Origin of the sequence: Haloplanus sp. C73, assembly GCF_051195115.1 — an archaeon.
Lineage (GTDB): Archaea > Halobacteriota > Halobacteria > Halobacteriales > Haloferacaceae > Haloplanus.
The window spans coordinates 145,735-159,862 of record NZ_JBNTJZ010000002.1 but is presented as its reverse complement, the minus strand read 5'-3'; the positions used below and the strand labels follow the sequence as shown (position 1 = coordinate 159,862).

The 14,128-nt window shown below is 67.5% G+C and carries 18 protein-coding genes and 1 tRNA gene; 12 read left to right on the top strand and 7 right to left on the bottom strand.

Annotated elements, in window-relative coordinates; translation table 11 throughout:
* The first annotated feature begins 65 nt into the window (after nt 1-65).
* Nucleotides 66-1,295 (top strand): proteasome-activating nucleotidase Pan2, encoded by a 1,230-nt coding sequence (gene pan2 / locus ACQUSQ_RS05165; RefSeq protein WP_435067459.1) that lies wholly within the window; start codon nt 66-68, stop codon nt 1,293-1,295.
* A 49-nt stretch (nt 1,296-1,344) separates the two neighbouring features.
* On the top strand, nt 1,345-1,728 hold the full coding sequence (locus tag ACQUSQ_RS05160) for a DUF5811 family protein (protein ID WP_435067458.1): 384 nt from the start codon (nt 1,345-1,347) through the stop codon (nt 1,726-1,728).
* Here ACQUSQ_RS05160 and ACQUSQ_RS05155 read toward each other — a convergent pair.
* Nucleotides 1,709-1,942, bottom strand: coding sequence for a hypothetical protein (locus ACQUSQ_RS05155; RefSeq protein ID WP_435067457.1), 234 nt, complete (start codon nt 1,940-1,942; stop codon nt 1,709-1,711). The genes ACQUSQ_RS05160 and ACQUSQ_RS05155 overlap by 20 nt on opposite strands.
* Nucleotides 1,943-2,135: 193 nt before the next feature.
* Between ACQUSQ_RS05155 and ACQUSQ_RS05150 the strand changes: the two genes are divergently transcribed.
* On the top strand, nt 2,136-2,669 hold the full coding sequence (locus tag ACQUSQ_RS05150) for a hypothetical protein (protein ID WP_435067456.1): 534 nt from the start codon (nt 2,136-2,138) through the stop codon (nt 2,667-2,669).
* 33 nt (nt 2,670-2,702) lie between these two features.
* Here ACQUSQ_RS05150 and infB read toward each other — a convergent pair whose 3' ends face one another.
* Entirely contained in the window at nt 2,703-4,505 is a 1,803-nt protein-coding gene (gene infB, locus ACQUSQ_RS05145; protein WP_435067455.1) for a translation initiation factor IF-2, read from the bottom strand.
* A 125-nt stretch (nt 4,506-4,630) separates the two neighbouring features.
* Between infB and ACQUSQ_RS05140 the strand changes: the two genes are divergently transcribed.
* The 4 genes from ACQUSQ_RS05140 to ACQUSQ_RS05125 are packed head-to-tail and all read left to right on the top strand — an operon-like array spanning nt 4,631 to nt 6,979.
* On the top strand, nt 4,631-4,876 hold the full coding sequence (locus ACQUSQ_RS05140) for a PRC-barrel domain-containing protein (RefSeq protein ID WP_435067454.1): 246 nt from the start codon (nt 4,631-4,633) through the stop codon (nt 4,874-4,876).
* A complete protein-coding gene (locus tag ACQUSQ_RS05135) occupies nt 4,877-5,335 on the top strand; it encodes an NOB1 family endonuclease (RefSeq protein WP_435067453.1) in 459 nt (152 codons plus the stop codon).
* A gap of 43 nt (nt 5,336-5,378) precedes the next feature.
* A complete protein-coding gene (locus ACQUSQ_RS05130) occupies nt 5,379-6,413 on the top strand; it encodes a zinc-dependent alcohol dehydrogenase family protein (RefSeq protein ID WP_435067452.1) in 1,035 nt (344 codons plus the stop codon).
* Nucleotides 6,414-6,454: 41 nt separating this feature from the next.
* Nucleotides 6,455-6,979: an OsmC family protein gene (locus tag ACQUSQ_RS05125; protein WP_435067451.1), complete on the top strand. Its 525-nt coding sequence runs from the start codon at nt 6,455-6,457 to the stop codon at nt 6,977-6,979.
* Here the strand turns inward: ACQUSQ_RS05125 and ACQUSQ_RS05120 are convergent.
* Nucleotides 6,961-7,045, bottom strand: a tRNA-Ser gene (locus ACQUSQ_RS05120). The genes ACQUSQ_RS05125 and ACQUSQ_RS05120 overlap by 19 nt on opposite strands.
* A 96-nt stretch (nt 7,046-7,141) precedes the next feature.
* On the opposite strand from ACQUSQ_RS05120, the gene ACQUSQ_RS05115 reads away from it, so the two are divergent.
* A complete protein-coding gene (locus ACQUSQ_RS05115; protein ID WP_435067450.1) occupies nt 7,142-7,585 on the top strand; it encodes a transporter in 444 nt (147 codons plus the stop codon).
* Between the two features lie 169 nt (nt 7,586-7,754).
* On the opposite strand, the gene ACQUSQ_RS05110 is transcribed toward ACQUSQ_RS05115, so the two are convergent.
* Nucleotides 7,755-8,051, bottom strand: coding sequence for a hypothetical protein (locus tag ACQUSQ_RS05110; protein ID WP_435067449.1), 297 nt, complete (start codon nt 8,049-8,051; stop codon nt 7,755-7,757).
* 97 nt (nt 8,052-8,148) lie between these two features.
* Between ACQUSQ_RS05110 and ACQUSQ_RS05105 the strand changes: the two genes are divergently transcribed.
* Both ACQUSQ_RS05105 and ACQUSQ_RS05100 read left to right on the top strand, forming a co-directional pair.
* On the top strand, nt 8,149-8,316 hold the full coding sequence (locus ACQUSQ_RS05105; RefSeq protein WP_435067448.1) for a hypothetical protein: 168 nt from the start codon (nt 8,149-8,151) through the stop codon (nt 8,314-8,316).
* A gap of 276 nt (nt 8,317-8,592) precedes the next feature.
* Complete coding sequence (locus ACQUSQ_RS05100; protein WP_435067447.1) at nt 8,593-9,768, top strand: MFS transporter; 1,176 nt, start codon at nt 8,593-8,595, stop codon at nt 9,766-9,768.
* On the opposite strand, the gene ACQUSQ_RS05095 is transcribed toward ACQUSQ_RS05100, so the two are convergent.
* Nucleotides 9,765-10,790 (bottom strand): NAD(P)/FAD-dependent oxidoreductase, encoded by a 1,026-nt coding sequence (locus tag ACQUSQ_RS05095; protein ID WP_435067446.1) that lies wholly within the window; start codon nt 10,788-10,790, stop codon nt 9,765-9,767. The genes ACQUSQ_RS05100 and ACQUSQ_RS05095 overlap by 4 nt on opposite strands.
* 48 nt (nt 10,791-10,838) lie before the next feature.
* Between ACQUSQ_RS05095 and ACQUSQ_RS05090 the strand changes: the two genes are divergently transcribed.
* Complete coding sequence (locus ACQUSQ_RS05090; RefSeq protein ID WP_435067445.1) at nt 10,839-11,549, top strand: TenA family protein; 711 nt, start codon at nt 10,839-10,841, stop codon at nt 11,547-11,549.
* On the opposite strand, the gene ACQUSQ_RS05085 is transcribed toward ACQUSQ_RS05090, so the two are convergent.
* Entirely contained in the window at nt 11,546-12,952 is a 1,407-nt protein-coding gene (locus tag ACQUSQ_RS05085; protein ID WP_435067444.1) for an MATE family efflux transporter, read from the bottom strand. The genes ACQUSQ_RS05090 and ACQUSQ_RS05085 overlap by 4 nt on opposite strands.
* An 83-nt stretch (nt 12,953-13,035) precedes the next feature.
* Between ACQUSQ_RS05085 and ACQUSQ_RS05080 the strand changes: the two genes are divergently transcribed.
* A complete protein-coding gene (locus tag ACQUSQ_RS05080) occupies nt 13,036-13,179 on the top strand; it encodes a hypothetical protein (protein ID WP_435067443.1) in 144 nt (47 codons plus the stop codon).
* Here the strand turns inward: ACQUSQ_RS05080 and ddh are convergent.
* A complete protein-coding gene (gene ddh / locus ACQUSQ_RS05075; protein ID WP_435067441.1) occupies nt 13,176-14,114 on the bottom strand; it encodes a D-2-hydroxyacid dehydrogenase in 939 nt (312 codons plus the stop codon). The two genes, ACQUSQ_RS05080 and ddh, sit on opposite strands and share 4 nt — an antisense overlap.
* Nucleotides 14,115-14,128 lie beyond the last annotated feature (14 nt).

Genomic DNA, 14,128 nt, shown 5'->3' with positions numbered 1-14,128 from the left:
CCGGGTTTCGGTTGGGGGAGCGACCCAAAGGCACATTTACGCCCGTGCCTTAGCGACTACAACCAATGTCACGGAGTCCGTCGCTGCCGGACCGTCCGCGGTTGGATCTCGACCCAGAGATGTCCGACGCGGAGCGTCTCGACGCCATCCGACAGCATTTCGAGCGGATGGTTCGGGTCAACGAAGAACTCGAAGAGCGCCTCGACGAAACCGACGAGCGCCGGGAGGAACTCATGGAGGAGGTCGACCACCTCAAGCGCCGCAACGAGGTGCTGAAGACCTCCTCGCTCTACATCGCGACCGTCGAGGAAGTCACCGACGAGGGGACCATCATCAAACAGCACGGCAACAATCAGGAGGTGCTGACCGAGCCGTCGCCGCGCATCCGAAAGGAGCTCTCGGCGGGCGATCGAGTCGCCGTCAACGACTCCTTCGGCGTCCAGAGCATCCTCGACGACGAAACCGACTCCCGAGCGCAGGCCATGGAAGTCGAGGAGTCGCCGAACGTCACCTACGACGACATCGGCGGCATCGACGAGCAGGTGCGCGAGGTGCGCGAGGCCGTTGAGGACCCGCTCCTGACGCCCGAACTGTTCGAAGAGGTCGGCGTCGACCCGCCGTCCGGCGTCCTCCTCCACGGCCCGCCGGGGACGGGGAAGACGATGCTCGCGAAGGCCGTCGCCAACGAAACCGACGCGACCTTCATCAAGATGGCCGGCTCCGAACTCGTCCGGAAGTTCATCGGCGAGGGGTCGCGGCTGGTCCGTGACCTGTTCGAACTCGCGGAGGAGCGCCAGCCGGCGGTCATCTTCATCGACGAAATCGACGCCGTCGCCGCCAAGCGGACGGACTCGAAAACCTCCGGCGACGCCGAGGTTCAGCGGACGATGATGCAACTGCTCTCGGAGATGGACGGCTTCGACGACCGGGGCGACATCCGCATCATGGCGGCGACGAACCGCTTCGATATGCTCGACGAGGCCATCCTCCGTCCCGGCCGGTTCGACCGCCTCATCGAGGTGCCCGAACCCGAAGCCGAGGGCCGCGCCCAGATTCTCCGCATCCACACGCGCGACATGAACGTCGCCGACGACGTGGACTACGAGGAACTGGCGGAGGACCTCGACGGGTACAGCGGGGCCGACATCGCCTCGCTCGCCACGGAGGCGGGGATGTTCGCCATCCGCGACGACCGCACCGAGGTCCGGATGCAGGACTTCCGCGACGCCAAGGCGAAAATCGAGGACAGCACCGACTCCGGTCCCGTGATGGCGTTTACGGACTATCAGTACTGAGACGGTCGACGGCTTTTTACCTGCAGTCCGCGTACGGCTACCGACTCGGATGAATGGAAACACGCCGTACGGAGGCGCACCCGGAGTTACCGAAGCGGGACAGCCATCGACGGATATCGAACTTACTCAGGACCAGCGCCGGGCGCTCCGCCAAGCGGTGGCGGGCATCGTCTCTCGCACCCGGTCGTACCTGCCCGACAGCTACACCGTCGGGTCGGAGCTATCCTACGGGTCGAACGGGCCGACCGCGACCGTCGCCGTTCGCCCACCGGCGGGCCACCCCGTCAGTGCGGGGTTCACGCCGGACCTCGACGACCTCGAAACAGGGTTGGCAAACGCCGAGCGTGACGAAGTGGCGCGCGGACTGGCCGCGAGCGCGGCCCTCCAAGTGATGGACGCCGTCGGCGACGGCGTCAAGCCGACGGCCCGTTGAGGCGCGTCGGCGGTGCCGCGATAGAAATCGCGTAGCCGAACAGGAGTGCCGAGAGCAGACCGCCGGCACCCAGTGCGACCGTTTTCGAAGCCGGCGTGAGCATCGCCGCGAGCGCCCCACAGAGTATCGGGATGGGCATGAGTGCCAACAGCAGGTCGTACCGAGAGACGGTCGGCAGCGCGATACGGTCACTCGGCGTGGTTCGAACGCTCATCGATACTCACCTCACGTAGTGATACGGCCGTCCGAAACTAAAATATTGCTCCGGGGGACGTGACCCGTCGAGGGAACGTCGTGGAATAATATCTAAATAATACATCGCATCGAACGCCGCAATCGGGCCGGGGCTTGGAAAGGAGGCTGGCCCGGAGGGCGTTTTATTGCGCCACCGAGCGATTGACACACCGATGCCAGTGTTCGACGGTGTGGTGGCCGTCCTCGCCATTATTCTGTATATTCTGTTGCTCGCCGTGCTGTCGTTCGGCCTCTGGCTACTGTTGACCGGCGGTATCGGACTAGTCGGGGGCGTACTCTCCGTGCCGGCGCTGTACGTACTCCCGGACGTTCGCCGATTTCTCGTCTACGCATCCGGCGGCCGACCGGACGACGGGACAGCCTCGTGGCGGGTTGTTCTCAGACCCCGCTATCTGCTCCTCTCGATTGCGTTCGGCGTCGTCTACGGACTCGCCTTTCTCGCGATGTTCATTCCGTTCAGCCGACTGGGACTGTTCCCGGGCCGTGGCGAACCGACCCTCTCGGTTGCACTCCTGCCGGCGGTGTTCGTCGTCGCGAGCGCGCTGTTTGCTTACACCGTCCACCGCTACTCGTCGGCGTGGACCGGAACCGCTTCGCGGCGCTCGGTGCTGGTCCAGTGGCTGGTCTTTCTCGGTATCGTCGTCACCGTCGGGACCGGTGTCCCGTACGCGTACGTTCTCATGTAACTCGGAGAAATTCGAGCCGACCCGAACGCGGGGTCACTTCCCCCAGAAGGGGTCGCGCCGGCGCTGGTTGTCGAGATACCCGCTGAGGGCTTCGAGTTCGTCCGCCGGAATCTCGTCGTCGAGTTCCTGTTCCAGTATCTTGGCGTGTTTCTCGGGGAGGTCGACCCAGAGTTCGTCGCCCTCGTGAATCTGGCGGCCGACCGTCGGCCCGTCGATGGCGACGCTGACGCGTTCGCCTGCGCGGGCCTCGGAGACGTCGTCGCCCTGTTTCTGGATGCCGCTGAGTTGGCCGAGACGTTCGAACTCGTTGCCGTCGAACCGCCCGACGTAGGCGTTGTTCTTCAGCGTGCCCGAGAGGACTTCGACGCCGACGACGGCGGGGTCGTTCTGGCGGAAGACGTGGTCGGGGAGAATCTGGAAGCGCGCCGGGCGAACGATTTTGTCGAGGACGGTCTCTTGCTGGGCGCGTTCGCGCTCCTCGACGAACTCCTCGTAGTCCTCGACGAGTTGGTAGATGACGTCGTCGCGGAAGAGACGAACGTCGGTCTCCTCGATTTCTCGCTCGGCGTTCGAGAGGACGTCGACGTTGAACCCGAGGATGACCTGATGTTCGTCCTCGGCGGCGGTGCTGGCGACGGCCACGTCCCGCGGGGCGACGTCGCCGACTTCGGCGCGGAGGATGGGCACTTCGGCCTCGACGAGGGCGTTTGCCATCGCCTCCAGACTGCCGAGGGTGTCGGCCTTGACGACGACGCCCTCCTCTTCAGTTTCGACCTCGATTTCGGCGAGTTCGGACTCCACGTCGGCGATAGCCGTCTCGCGCGTGCGGTCGCGAATGACGCGAACGGGCGCCCCAGCCATGGCGTCTTCGAGGTCGGGCGCCGCAATCTTCACCCCGGCCGCGGCGGCGACGGAGTCGACTCGCTCGAACTGCTTTTCGGTCCGTATCTCCGCGAGGGGTTTGGGCTGGAGGAGCGCCCGCACCTCCGTCACGATGGGGTCTTGCATCCCGCCGACGACGATTTCGTCGCCCTCGCGAATCGTGCCGTCGTACATCACCGCGTCGAGGGTGGTGCCGAAGCCTTTCTCCTCCTTGACTTCGAGGACGGTCCCCGCGCCCGGTCCCTCGGCGTCGATGGCCATCTCGTCTTTCATGTAGCGCTGAGAGAGGCCCATCAGGACCGTCAGGAGGTCGGGGACGCCCTCGCCGGTCATCGCGGAGACGGGGACGACGCCGATGTTGCCTTGGAAGTCTTGGACTCGCCAGTAGAGGTCGGCGGAGAAGCCGGAATCAGACAACTGGCCGATAATCTCGTAGAGGTTCTCATCGAGGCGGGAGCGCGCGCGGTCGCTCTGGGCCTCGTACGTGGACTGAATCGGCTCGCCCTCCTGCGGATTCCACCCCGGCGTGGTGTCGATTTTGTTGGCGGCGACGATGAAGGGCGTGCCGGTGCGTTTGAGGATGTCGATGGCTTCCTCGGTCTGTGGCTGGAACCCGTCGTTCACGTCGACGACGAGGACGGCGATGTCGGCGAGTGCGCCGCCGCGGGAGCGAAGCGTCGAGAACGAGTGGTGGCCGGGCGTGTCGATAAACAGGAGGCCCGGCAGGTCGAAGTCCGTGGGGTCGACGAGACTGCCGGCGAGGCCCGAGATGGTGTCGAGCGGGACGGCCGTCGCGCCGATGTGTTGTGTGATGGCCCCAGCCTCGCCCGCGCTGACGGCCGAGCCGCGAATCTTATCGAGCAAGCTAGTCTTCCCGTGGTCGACGTGCCCCAGCACGGCGACGATGGGGGTGCGAAGCGCCTCGGATCGGTCGCGTGTGTCCGAATCTGACATAGGTTCCCCCGTAGAAGGCTTCCTTGCCGTGTGAGAGCCGTGGACCGAAGTTAAGTCTTTCAACATGGGGCCGCGCGAGCGGCGACCCCGTGGCGTTTAAGGTTATCCCCCCGAATGTGGTGGATATGTCAGACGTACTCGCCGAGAATCTCTCTGGGAAGTCCGTTATGGGCTCGGATGGGACGGAGCTCGGTATGCTGTACAACATCACGATGAACCTGAAGACGGGCGCGCTGAACGACCTGCTCGTCTCCCCCAACGAGGAGTTCCCGGCGTCTGACTCCTCGTTCCAACTCGACGAACAGGGCCGACTCCACGTCCCCGTCTCCCACGTGCAGGCGGTGAAAGACTACATCGTCATCAACCGGTAGATGCACGTCCTCGACTCTTCTGCGTTCATTCACGAGTATCACACCTCCGAGCAGATGGCGTCCGTTCCTGCGGTCGAAGCGGAACTCGAAGACGAGAGTGCCTACCGATTCGACGCGATGGAGGGTGCGGGAATGCACATCCACATCCCGGCGGACAACACCGTCGAAACCATCGAGCGCGCCGCCGTCGAGACGGGCGACAGCGAGGAACTCTCCGACACGGACGTTCGACTGATTGCCGCCGCGTTCGAACTCGACGGAACGCTCGTCACCGACGACTACGCGATGCAGAACGTCGCGGAGCATCTCGGCGTCACCGTCGAGGTCATCGCTCGCGAGGGCATCACCGAACAGCGCAACTGGCGCTTCCAGTGTCAGGGCTGTGGCCGCGAGTTCGACGAACACCGCGAACGCTGTCCCATCTGCGGGAGTGACCTCTCGCGGAAGAACCCGGCCTGACCGCGGCCCCGGTCGTTTTGTATCTCGCCGCCCGTGCAGGGGTATGCGCGCGGCAACCTATCACGGCCCCGGAGACATCCGCATCGAGGAGCGACCGCGACCCGAAATCGAGGCGCCGACCGACGCCATCGTCCGCGTCACCCACACGGCGGTCTGTGGCTCCGACCTCTGGTTCTACCGAGGCGAGAGCGACCGCGAGGAGGGAAGCCCGGTCGGTCACGAGCCGATGGGCATCGTCGAGGAAGTGGGCGACGCGGTTCGGTCGGTCGAACCGGGCGACCGGGTGCTCGCGCCCTTCCGAATCAGCTGTGGCTACTGCGAGTTCTGTCGGAAGGGCCTGCACACCTCCTGCGCGAACGGCGATTCGTGGGGCGGGGCAAACGGCGGCGGACAGGGGGAGTACGTCCGCTCGACACACGCCGACGGCACGCTCGTTCGGGTGCCGGACCGCCACGCCGACGACGAGGACACGCTTCGCGCGCTCCTCCCGCTGACGGACGTCATGGGGACGGGCCACCACGCCGCCGTCAGCGCGGGCGTCGACACCGGGTCGACCTGTGTCGTCGTCGGCGACGGGGCGGTGGGGCTGTGTGCCGTCCTCGCGGCCCGACGGCTGGGGGCAGAGCGCATCGTCGCCGCCGGCCACCACGAGGACCGCCTCGCCGTCGCCGAGGAGTTCGGCGCGACCGAGACGGTGGCGGCCCGCGGCGACGACGCCATCGAGCGAGTCCGAGAACTCACTTACGGTGGCTCGAACCACGTCGTCGAGTGTGTCGGCGCCACGTCCTCGATGAACGCCGCTATCTCGATGGCGCGACCGGGCGGCACCGTCGGCTACGTCGGTGTCCCTCACGGAGTCGACGACTTGGACCTGTACGGGATGTTCGGCGACAACATCGCGCTCCGGGGCGGCGTCGCGCCCGTACGGGCGTACGCCGAGGAGTTGATGGCCGACGTCCTCGGCGGGACGCTCGACCCCTCGCCCATCTTCACCGAGACGGTCGACCTCGACGGCGTCCCCGAGGGCTACCGGCTGATGGACGAGCGCGAGGCCATCAAAGTGCTCGTCAAGCCCTGACACCCGGAACGCTTTTTCGGTCGGTCGAGCCATGTTACTATATGGCAGACAGCGACCTCCGCGAGACACAGCAGCCGCTGAAAGAGAAGTACGAATCTGACCCCGAGGCGGCCCAACTCACCATCAGTGCGACGGGCGACGAGGCGGCGGATGCGACGACCTGTAGCGTCGAAGTCGGGCAGGCGATGTACGAGGCGGAACTGCACGAGGGCGCGGGCGGGTCGGGGACCGCGGCGTGTTCGGGTGACCTCCTGCTGGGCGCGCTCGCGGCGTGTTCGCAACTGACGGCGCAGGCGGTCATCGAGAACTTCGGCGTCGACGCCGACGTGTCGGTGCAGGTCGAGGGTGACCTCGACCTCCGGGGGACGATGGGCGTCGCGGACGTCCCCGTTGGCTTTCAGGATATCCGGCTCGACGTGACGCTGTCGGGGGATATCGACCCGGAGACGGCGGCGTCGATTCGGGACGCGACCGAGCGGTTCTGCGTGGTGTACCAGACGCTCGTGGAGACGCCGGGCGTGGAGACGGAGTGGACCTTCGAAGAAAGCGCCGAGGGTGAGATTTGAACTCACGAGTCCTGACGGACAGTTGCTCTCGAAGCAACCGCCTTGGCCGGGCTAGGCTACCTCGGCTCGACACACACTCGTCGGGCGGGCGTTTAATCGGTTTCGATTCGCCGCCGCCCGGCGATACCGCGCTTTCAAGTCCGCGGCGTCCCACCGCCGACCATGGCGACTATCGATACGGCGATTAACGCGATACACCTGCTGTTCGCGGGGCTGTGGGCGGGAAGCGTACTGTTCGTCGCGCGGGTGGTGATACCCGCGGCTCGCGACGGCAATCTGGATGCGACACCACTGCGCGAGATGGTCGGCACGCTCCGGACGTGGACGCGTGTCTCCTCGGTGGTCCTGTTTCTGACCGGCGGCCACCTCGCGGGGACGCGCTACACCGCCGAGACGCTGCTCGGGTCGACGCGTGGCTATCTCGTCATCGCGATGGTCGTGCTCTGGCTCCTACTGACGGGACTAGTCGAGATGGGGTCGGGCCGACTCGTCAGGGGCCTCGACGAGCGGAAAGTCCGTGAACCGGCTCACTCGGCGACGCCGTTTTTCACCGCGGCGGCGGTGGCGGCAGTCGCACTGCTGGTCATCGGTGGCGTCCTGCTCTAGCTGAAACGGCGGGGTCACGCGGTCGGTCGCCGTGGATGATTCGCTCGACGATGTCGTCGATATCCGGGGGCGTCCGGTCACGTGTCGGCTCGTCAGCAGGCACGTGTGGTACGACGGGCATCGCTCACGAAAACATGACGGAATCCTAACCCAAAAACGTCACGCCGGCTCAGCGCATCCCGCTCGACCCACGCGTGATGTCGGCGACGGCGACGATGGCGACGCCGACGACGGCGGCGGCGCTCCCTCCGACGGTAACCGTCGTCTTCACGAGCGTCCGGACTGCGGAACACGAGAGTTCGAGCGTGTTCCCGCCCGAGGCGCCGACGACGAACGCGCCCTGCGGGCCGCCGCTACAGGCGACGAGAAAGCCCACTGCGGCACCGGTAATCAGGTACAACACGACCGGCGTGAGTATCGTCACCCCGAGCAGCGCGCCGAGCCACCCGAGTACGTCGCGGTCCATATCCGACTCAACCGACCCCTGGTACATAGGCGTCGGGGACTCGAAACGGCGAACCGAACCACACCCTTTTTATTTTAGGTTCCCCTAAACGCATGTGATGCCAACTGGTACGCAGTCGGGCGCGGACGAAGAAGGGGAGCCGTCGATGCCCGAGACCCCCACAGTCTCTGTCTGTGAGAGCTGTCCCGGGCGTACGGTCTTTATCGAGTCTGGAAACACCGACGGTTGGATTGCGAGCGACCTCACGGTCGAACCGACACAGTAACTCTCACTCGATTTCGCCCTCCGACACGAGCGCCGACGCCATTCGTCGAGACGCGTCGACAGGAGAACGCCGATGCGCGTGGCAACGGCCGCGGGCAACCCACTGTACCAGACACCACGCCGTGAGCCCGAACAGACACGCCACGACGGTTTTGAGGGCGGTCGATAGCACCGGAGGAGCCACGCGCCCGCGACGGCTGGCGTCGCCCGCGGGCCGTCGCCCCGTCTCCGCCCGAGGTCGAAAGACAGTAGCCGAGCGCACCGGAACCGTCGGATAGTGTCCCGGACTCGGAGTCGCGTCGCGCTCGCCGCCGTCGTCTACGCCGTCCTGCTGGCGCAGGTGTTGCTCTACCCCGGCATCGACACGCTCGTCGGCAGACTCGGCGCCGACACGGCGCTCGACGCCAGCACGTGGTTTCTCGCGGCGGAGTTCGGCGCCTTCGTCGTCTTCGCCGTCCCGTGGGGGATGGCGAGCGACGCCGCGGGACGGCGCGTCCCCTTCGTCGCCGCGGGCGCGCTCCTCGGTGCCGTCGGGTACGTCCTCCTCGCCGTCGTCCCCGTCGCGACGGGGTCGTTCCCGCTCGCGCTGGGACTGCGGGTCTTTCAGGGCGCGGCGACCGTCGGCGCCTTCTCGCTCTCGATGACGATGCTGATGGATTTGGAGGGGTCACACGGGCGGAACATGGGTGCGACGGGCATTGCCATCGGCCTCGGGACGGCGACGGGCGCCCCGCTGGGCGGCGCGCTCTACGAACTCGGGCCGCTCGTCCCGCTGTACGTCGCGAGCGGTGTCTTGCTCCTCGTCGCACTCGGTGCCCTCTTCGTCGTCGACCGGGCGCCGGCAGGCGGCGAGCGCGGGTCGCCCTTCGCGAGCCTCCGCCGGACGCCGACGCTCACGCTCCCCTACGCCTTCGGCTTCGTCGACCGCCTGACGGCGGGCTTTTTCTCCCTCGTCGGGACGCTCTACTTCCGGACGGTGTTCGAGTTGAGTCCGGCGGCCACCGGATTGACGCTCGCGCTGTTTTTCGCCCCCTTCGCCCTCTTGCAGTACCCGTTCGGCGTCGTCTCGGACCGAATCGGGCGGACGATACCCATCGTCGCGGGGTCGGCGCTGTACGGCGTAGCGGTCATCGGCGTCGGCGCCGCGTCTGAACTCCGCATCGCGCAGGCGGGGATGGTGGTTGTGGGCGTCCTCGGTGCGTTGATGGCCCCGGCGACGCTGGCGCTCGTGACTGACCTCGCCGCCGCGATGGAGCGCGGCGTCGCCATGGCCGGGTTCAACATCGCGGGCAGTCTCGGCTTCCTCACCGGCATCGTCGTCGGCGGCGTCGCGGCCGACACCTACGGCTACGGGACGGCGTTCCTGCTGGTGGGCGGGCTGGAATGCGTCCTCGCGGCGGTGACGCTCCCGGTCTTTCTCCGGCTGTCAGTCGAGCGCACCGACTACGCCTAATCAATCGATTCGACCAGCCGCGCTCCCGTCTCCAGCCCGTTGCGGACGGCGGCGTGCAGACGCGCCTCGCCCGCGACCCAGTCGCCGATGCAGTACCAGCCGGCGTCCTCGGCGGCGTCGAGGGCGGCGGTCCGAACGCCCGTCTCGGGGAGCGCGTACCGCCACCCTTGGTGGTCCGTCCACGCGGGGTCGGTCAGTCGGTCGTCGTCGACGATGCTCGCGACGTGGTCGGCGAGGGCGGCCACGTTCGCGGCCGGGTCGGCGTCGTAGCGCTCGACCGACCACTCGTGGTTCGCCTGCACGACCAGCACCGACTCGCCGTCGGGGACGTGACCCGGTTTGCACTCCTCGCGGGCTATCCAGCCGACGGCGTGGGCCTTGTCCGTGTTCACCAGCGCGTAGTGAGGCCAATTGAGTTCGAAGTCGTAGCCGAGGACGGCAGTCCAGATGGTCCGGTACTCCACATCCCGGAGCGCGTCGGCGAGGGTCGCCCGCGCGTCGGCGTCCCACTCTGCTGTCTCGGCGAGTGTCGCCGTCTGGGGCGCGGGCGGGTTGACGAGGAGGGCGTCGAACGGCCCCCAGCGCTCGCCGTCGGCGTCGACGAGCGTCCAGCGGTCGCCGTCGCGAACGATTCGGTCGACCCGCGTCCGGCGGTGGACCGTCGCCTCCGTCGCGTCGAAGAGGTGTTTGGCGAGGCGGGTCAGCCCGCTGCGATAGGTGAACTTGCGCTCCTGCGTGTCGCGCCCGTCGCTCACGGTGCCCGCTCGGTCGAAGACGGCGATGTCGCCCGCCACCTCGGCGAGGCCGTCGTCGAACTCGTGGACGAGGTCGACCACCCGTTGGTCGTCGGCTTTCAGGTAGTTCGCGCCGTAGTCGTAGGTCACGTCGCCGCGGCGGCGCGTCGCTGCCCGGCCACACAGCCCGCCCGACTTTTCGAGGACGGTCACGTCGGCGACGTCGTCCACGGCGTAACAGGCCGCGGCCGCCGCCGCGCCGGCGCCCACGACACCAATCGAGGTCATACCCCCTCTACGACTGGAGCGACAAAACACCGCGGGGGAGGAGGAACTATGAGGGTCGCGGAAGGACCGACGCACATGACCGTCCCCGACACCTTCGACGCGTACGCGAACGGGCGCGAGGACGCCCGGTTCACCGACTGGCTCCGCGAGCGCTCCGACCCCGACTGGAATGCGGCGGTCGACGGCCGGTTCGTCCGCGAACTCGGTAGTGGCGAGGTCGACCCCGACGTTTTCCGGCGGTATCTGGAGCAGGATTACGCCTTCGTGGCGACGCTGACTGGGACGTTCGGCCACGCGCTGGGTGAGGCGCCGTCGATGGCCGCCAAGGGACGGTTCGCCGACTTCCTCGGGACGCTCACCGACGAGGAGAACGACTACTTCGAGCGGTCGTTCGACGCGCTGGACGCGGATTCGGACGCGGCGCGGGCGCCGACGACGCGGGCGTTCGTCGACCTGCTCGAACGCGCGGGGCGACAGGGCGGGTACGCCGAGACGCTCGCAGTCCTCGTCCCCGCCGAGTGGGTGTACGAGACGTGGGCGACGGGTGTCTCCGAGCCGGTTCCCGAGCCGTTCTACCTCGGGGAGTGGGTCGAGTTGCACGCGAACCCGGCGTTCGTGGACTTCGTGGGCTGGCTCCGGACCGAACTCGACCGCGAGGGGGCGGCGGCGTCGGCTCGCCGCCAGCGCCGACTCGACGACCTGTTCCGGCGGACCGTCGAACTGGAGCGGGCGTTCTTCGAGTCGGCGTACGAGAGCTAACTGGCCGACACGTGCGCTCGCCCGATGGCCTTCCACCGGTTCGAGCGCACTCGCTCGACGTTCAGGGCCGCAGGGACGACCGTTTCGGCGACGAGGGCGACGAGGAGCGCGGTGGGGCCGAGCGCCGTCACGACGCCGAGCGCCGCGAGCGGGAGCGCACAGACGTACCGGCCGAGAAGCGACGTGACGAAGGGGTAGCTCGTGTCGCCGGCGCCCCGGAGCGTCCCCGTCGCCGCGCCGTCGACGCCGAGGAAGATGACGCTGAGCGCCGCCGCCGCGACGAAGGGGGTGGCGATGGCGACGACGGCCGGGTCCGCGACGAACAGGCCCGCAATCCACGAGGATGCGACGAGGACGCAGGCCGCCGCGACGAGATAGACCACTATCGAGAGGCGGATGATGGCGAGGGCGTACGCCTCGGCGTCGGCCTCGTCCCCCGCGCCGAGGCGCTGGCCGACGAGCGTGCTCGCGGCGATGGAAAAGCCCCACGAGAAGCTGTCGACGAGGGTGCGAACGCGGCGGGCCACCTCGTAGGCGGCGACCACGCCCGGCCCGAAGGTGGCGGCGATGGCGACGAGGGGGAACGCGACGAGCATCTCGGCGGTTCGGCGGGCCATCAGCGGCGTCGAGACGACGAGCAGACGCCGGGTGAGCGGGGCAAAGCCCTCGTACCGAAGGGTGTCGCGGGAGATGGCGACGGGACAGGCGCCGCGCCCGCCGTAGGAGCGGCCGGCGAGCCCCCACGCGAAGACGAGGGTGACGATGCCGGTGGCGAGTGACGTGCCGATGGCGGCGCCCGCGACGCCGAGGCCGTAGCCGAAGATGAGCGTCGCCGAGAAGGCGATGTTGAGCGTGGCGCCGCCGGCGCGAATCACCATGGGCGTCACGGTGTCGCCGACGCCGGCGTAGGTGCGGCTGGCGATGAGGTTCGGAAACTCGAAGAGGAGGGCGGGTGCGACGAGTGCGAGGTAGGTGGCGGCGTGGCGAAGCGGAGCGGGTTCGGAGCCGAGGACAGCGACCAGTTGCGGGGCGAAGACGCCGTAGGCGACGGCGAGTGGCGTCGCGATGACGAGCGTGACGAGGAGGCTGACGGCGACGGTGGCGCTCGCTCGCGCCCCCTTCCCAGCGCCGTAGGCCTGTGAGACGAGGGTGACCGTCCCGCCCGCGAGGCCGATACCGAGGAACTTGCCGACCTGCCAGTAGGCGTTGGCGAAGGCGAGACCGGCGACGGCCGCCGTCCCCACGTCCCAGCCCACCATCGCGAGGTCGACGGTCGATTTCGACATGATGGCGAGGCCGGTGAGGATGCGGGGCCACGAGAGGTCGAACGTCTCGTGAAAGCGACGGCGGTCGATGACGCCGGCGCGGTCGAGGAGGCCGGCGAGCGCGGCGACACCACCCATCGACCGTCGTAACGGGAGCGACGGTTAGTAGGTTGTGGGTCTCGGCCCCAAAACGTATCTGAGTGCCGACAGAATCGGCGCGTATGCTTCAGGCAGACCTCGAAGTGTGTCACGACTGTGGACTCGTTCACATGGAAGGCGGGGCCGGACCGGACCGCGTCGACGAGTGTGCGGCCTGTGGCGGTGCGGTCGACGAGGTCGAACTCGACGACCTAATCGGCCTCTAAGCGACGCGGTTGCGCAGTTCTTCGCCGGCCTGATACTGGTGGAAAATCTCTTTCACCAGGTCGGCGATGTCGAGGTGGTAGCGGTTGGTCGCGGAGCCGCGGTGGGGCGAGATGATGACCTCCTCGAAGTCCCAGAGCGGGTTGTCCTCGGGAAGCGGTTCCGTTTCGAACACGTCGAGACCGGCGCCGGCGATGGTGCCGGAATCGAGGGCGTCGATGAGGTCGTCCTCGTCGACGATGGGACCGCGGGCGACGTTGATGAGGTAGGCGTCGTCGCGCATCAGGTCGAACTCTTCGGCCGAGAACATCCCCTCCGTCTCGGGCGTGTGGGGAACGGCGATGGCGACGAAGCGGGCGTCCTCGATGGCCTCGTGGAGGTCGTCGGGGTGATAGATTTCGGAGACGCCGTCGACGGGTTCTTCGGAGCGGCGGACGCCGACCACGTCCATCCCGAGGGCGTCGGCGCGCGTCGCGATGCCCTGCCCGAGGGTGCCGAGACCGACGACACAGAGCCGCTCGTTCTCGACGGTGAAGGGTCGCTCGTAGGTCGGCTCGTACCAGTCGTTCTCGACCTGATGGTCGCGGTAGATGTGGAGCATCCGCGCCAGCGACACCATGTAGCCGACGGCGATTTCGCCGACCGTCGTGTCGTGGATGCCGGTGCTGTTGGTGAGGGGGACGCCGGCGTCTTCGTAGGCGTCGGTGTCGAACTCGTCGTAGCCCGCGCGGATGCAGTGGGTCCAGCCGGCGTCGAGGAAGGACTCACGGGGGCGGAACGACGCGACGGCGTCGGTCCGGTCGAACTCCTCGTCGTCGCCGACGATTTCGACCGGGACATCGAGGTCGTCGAACGCCTCGGCGAAGGCCTCGGCGGGAATCTTCTGGGCGACCGTCTCGTGAACACAGAGTCGCTCGAGCTGCGGCCTGTCGGACATGTGTCTGAAATCCC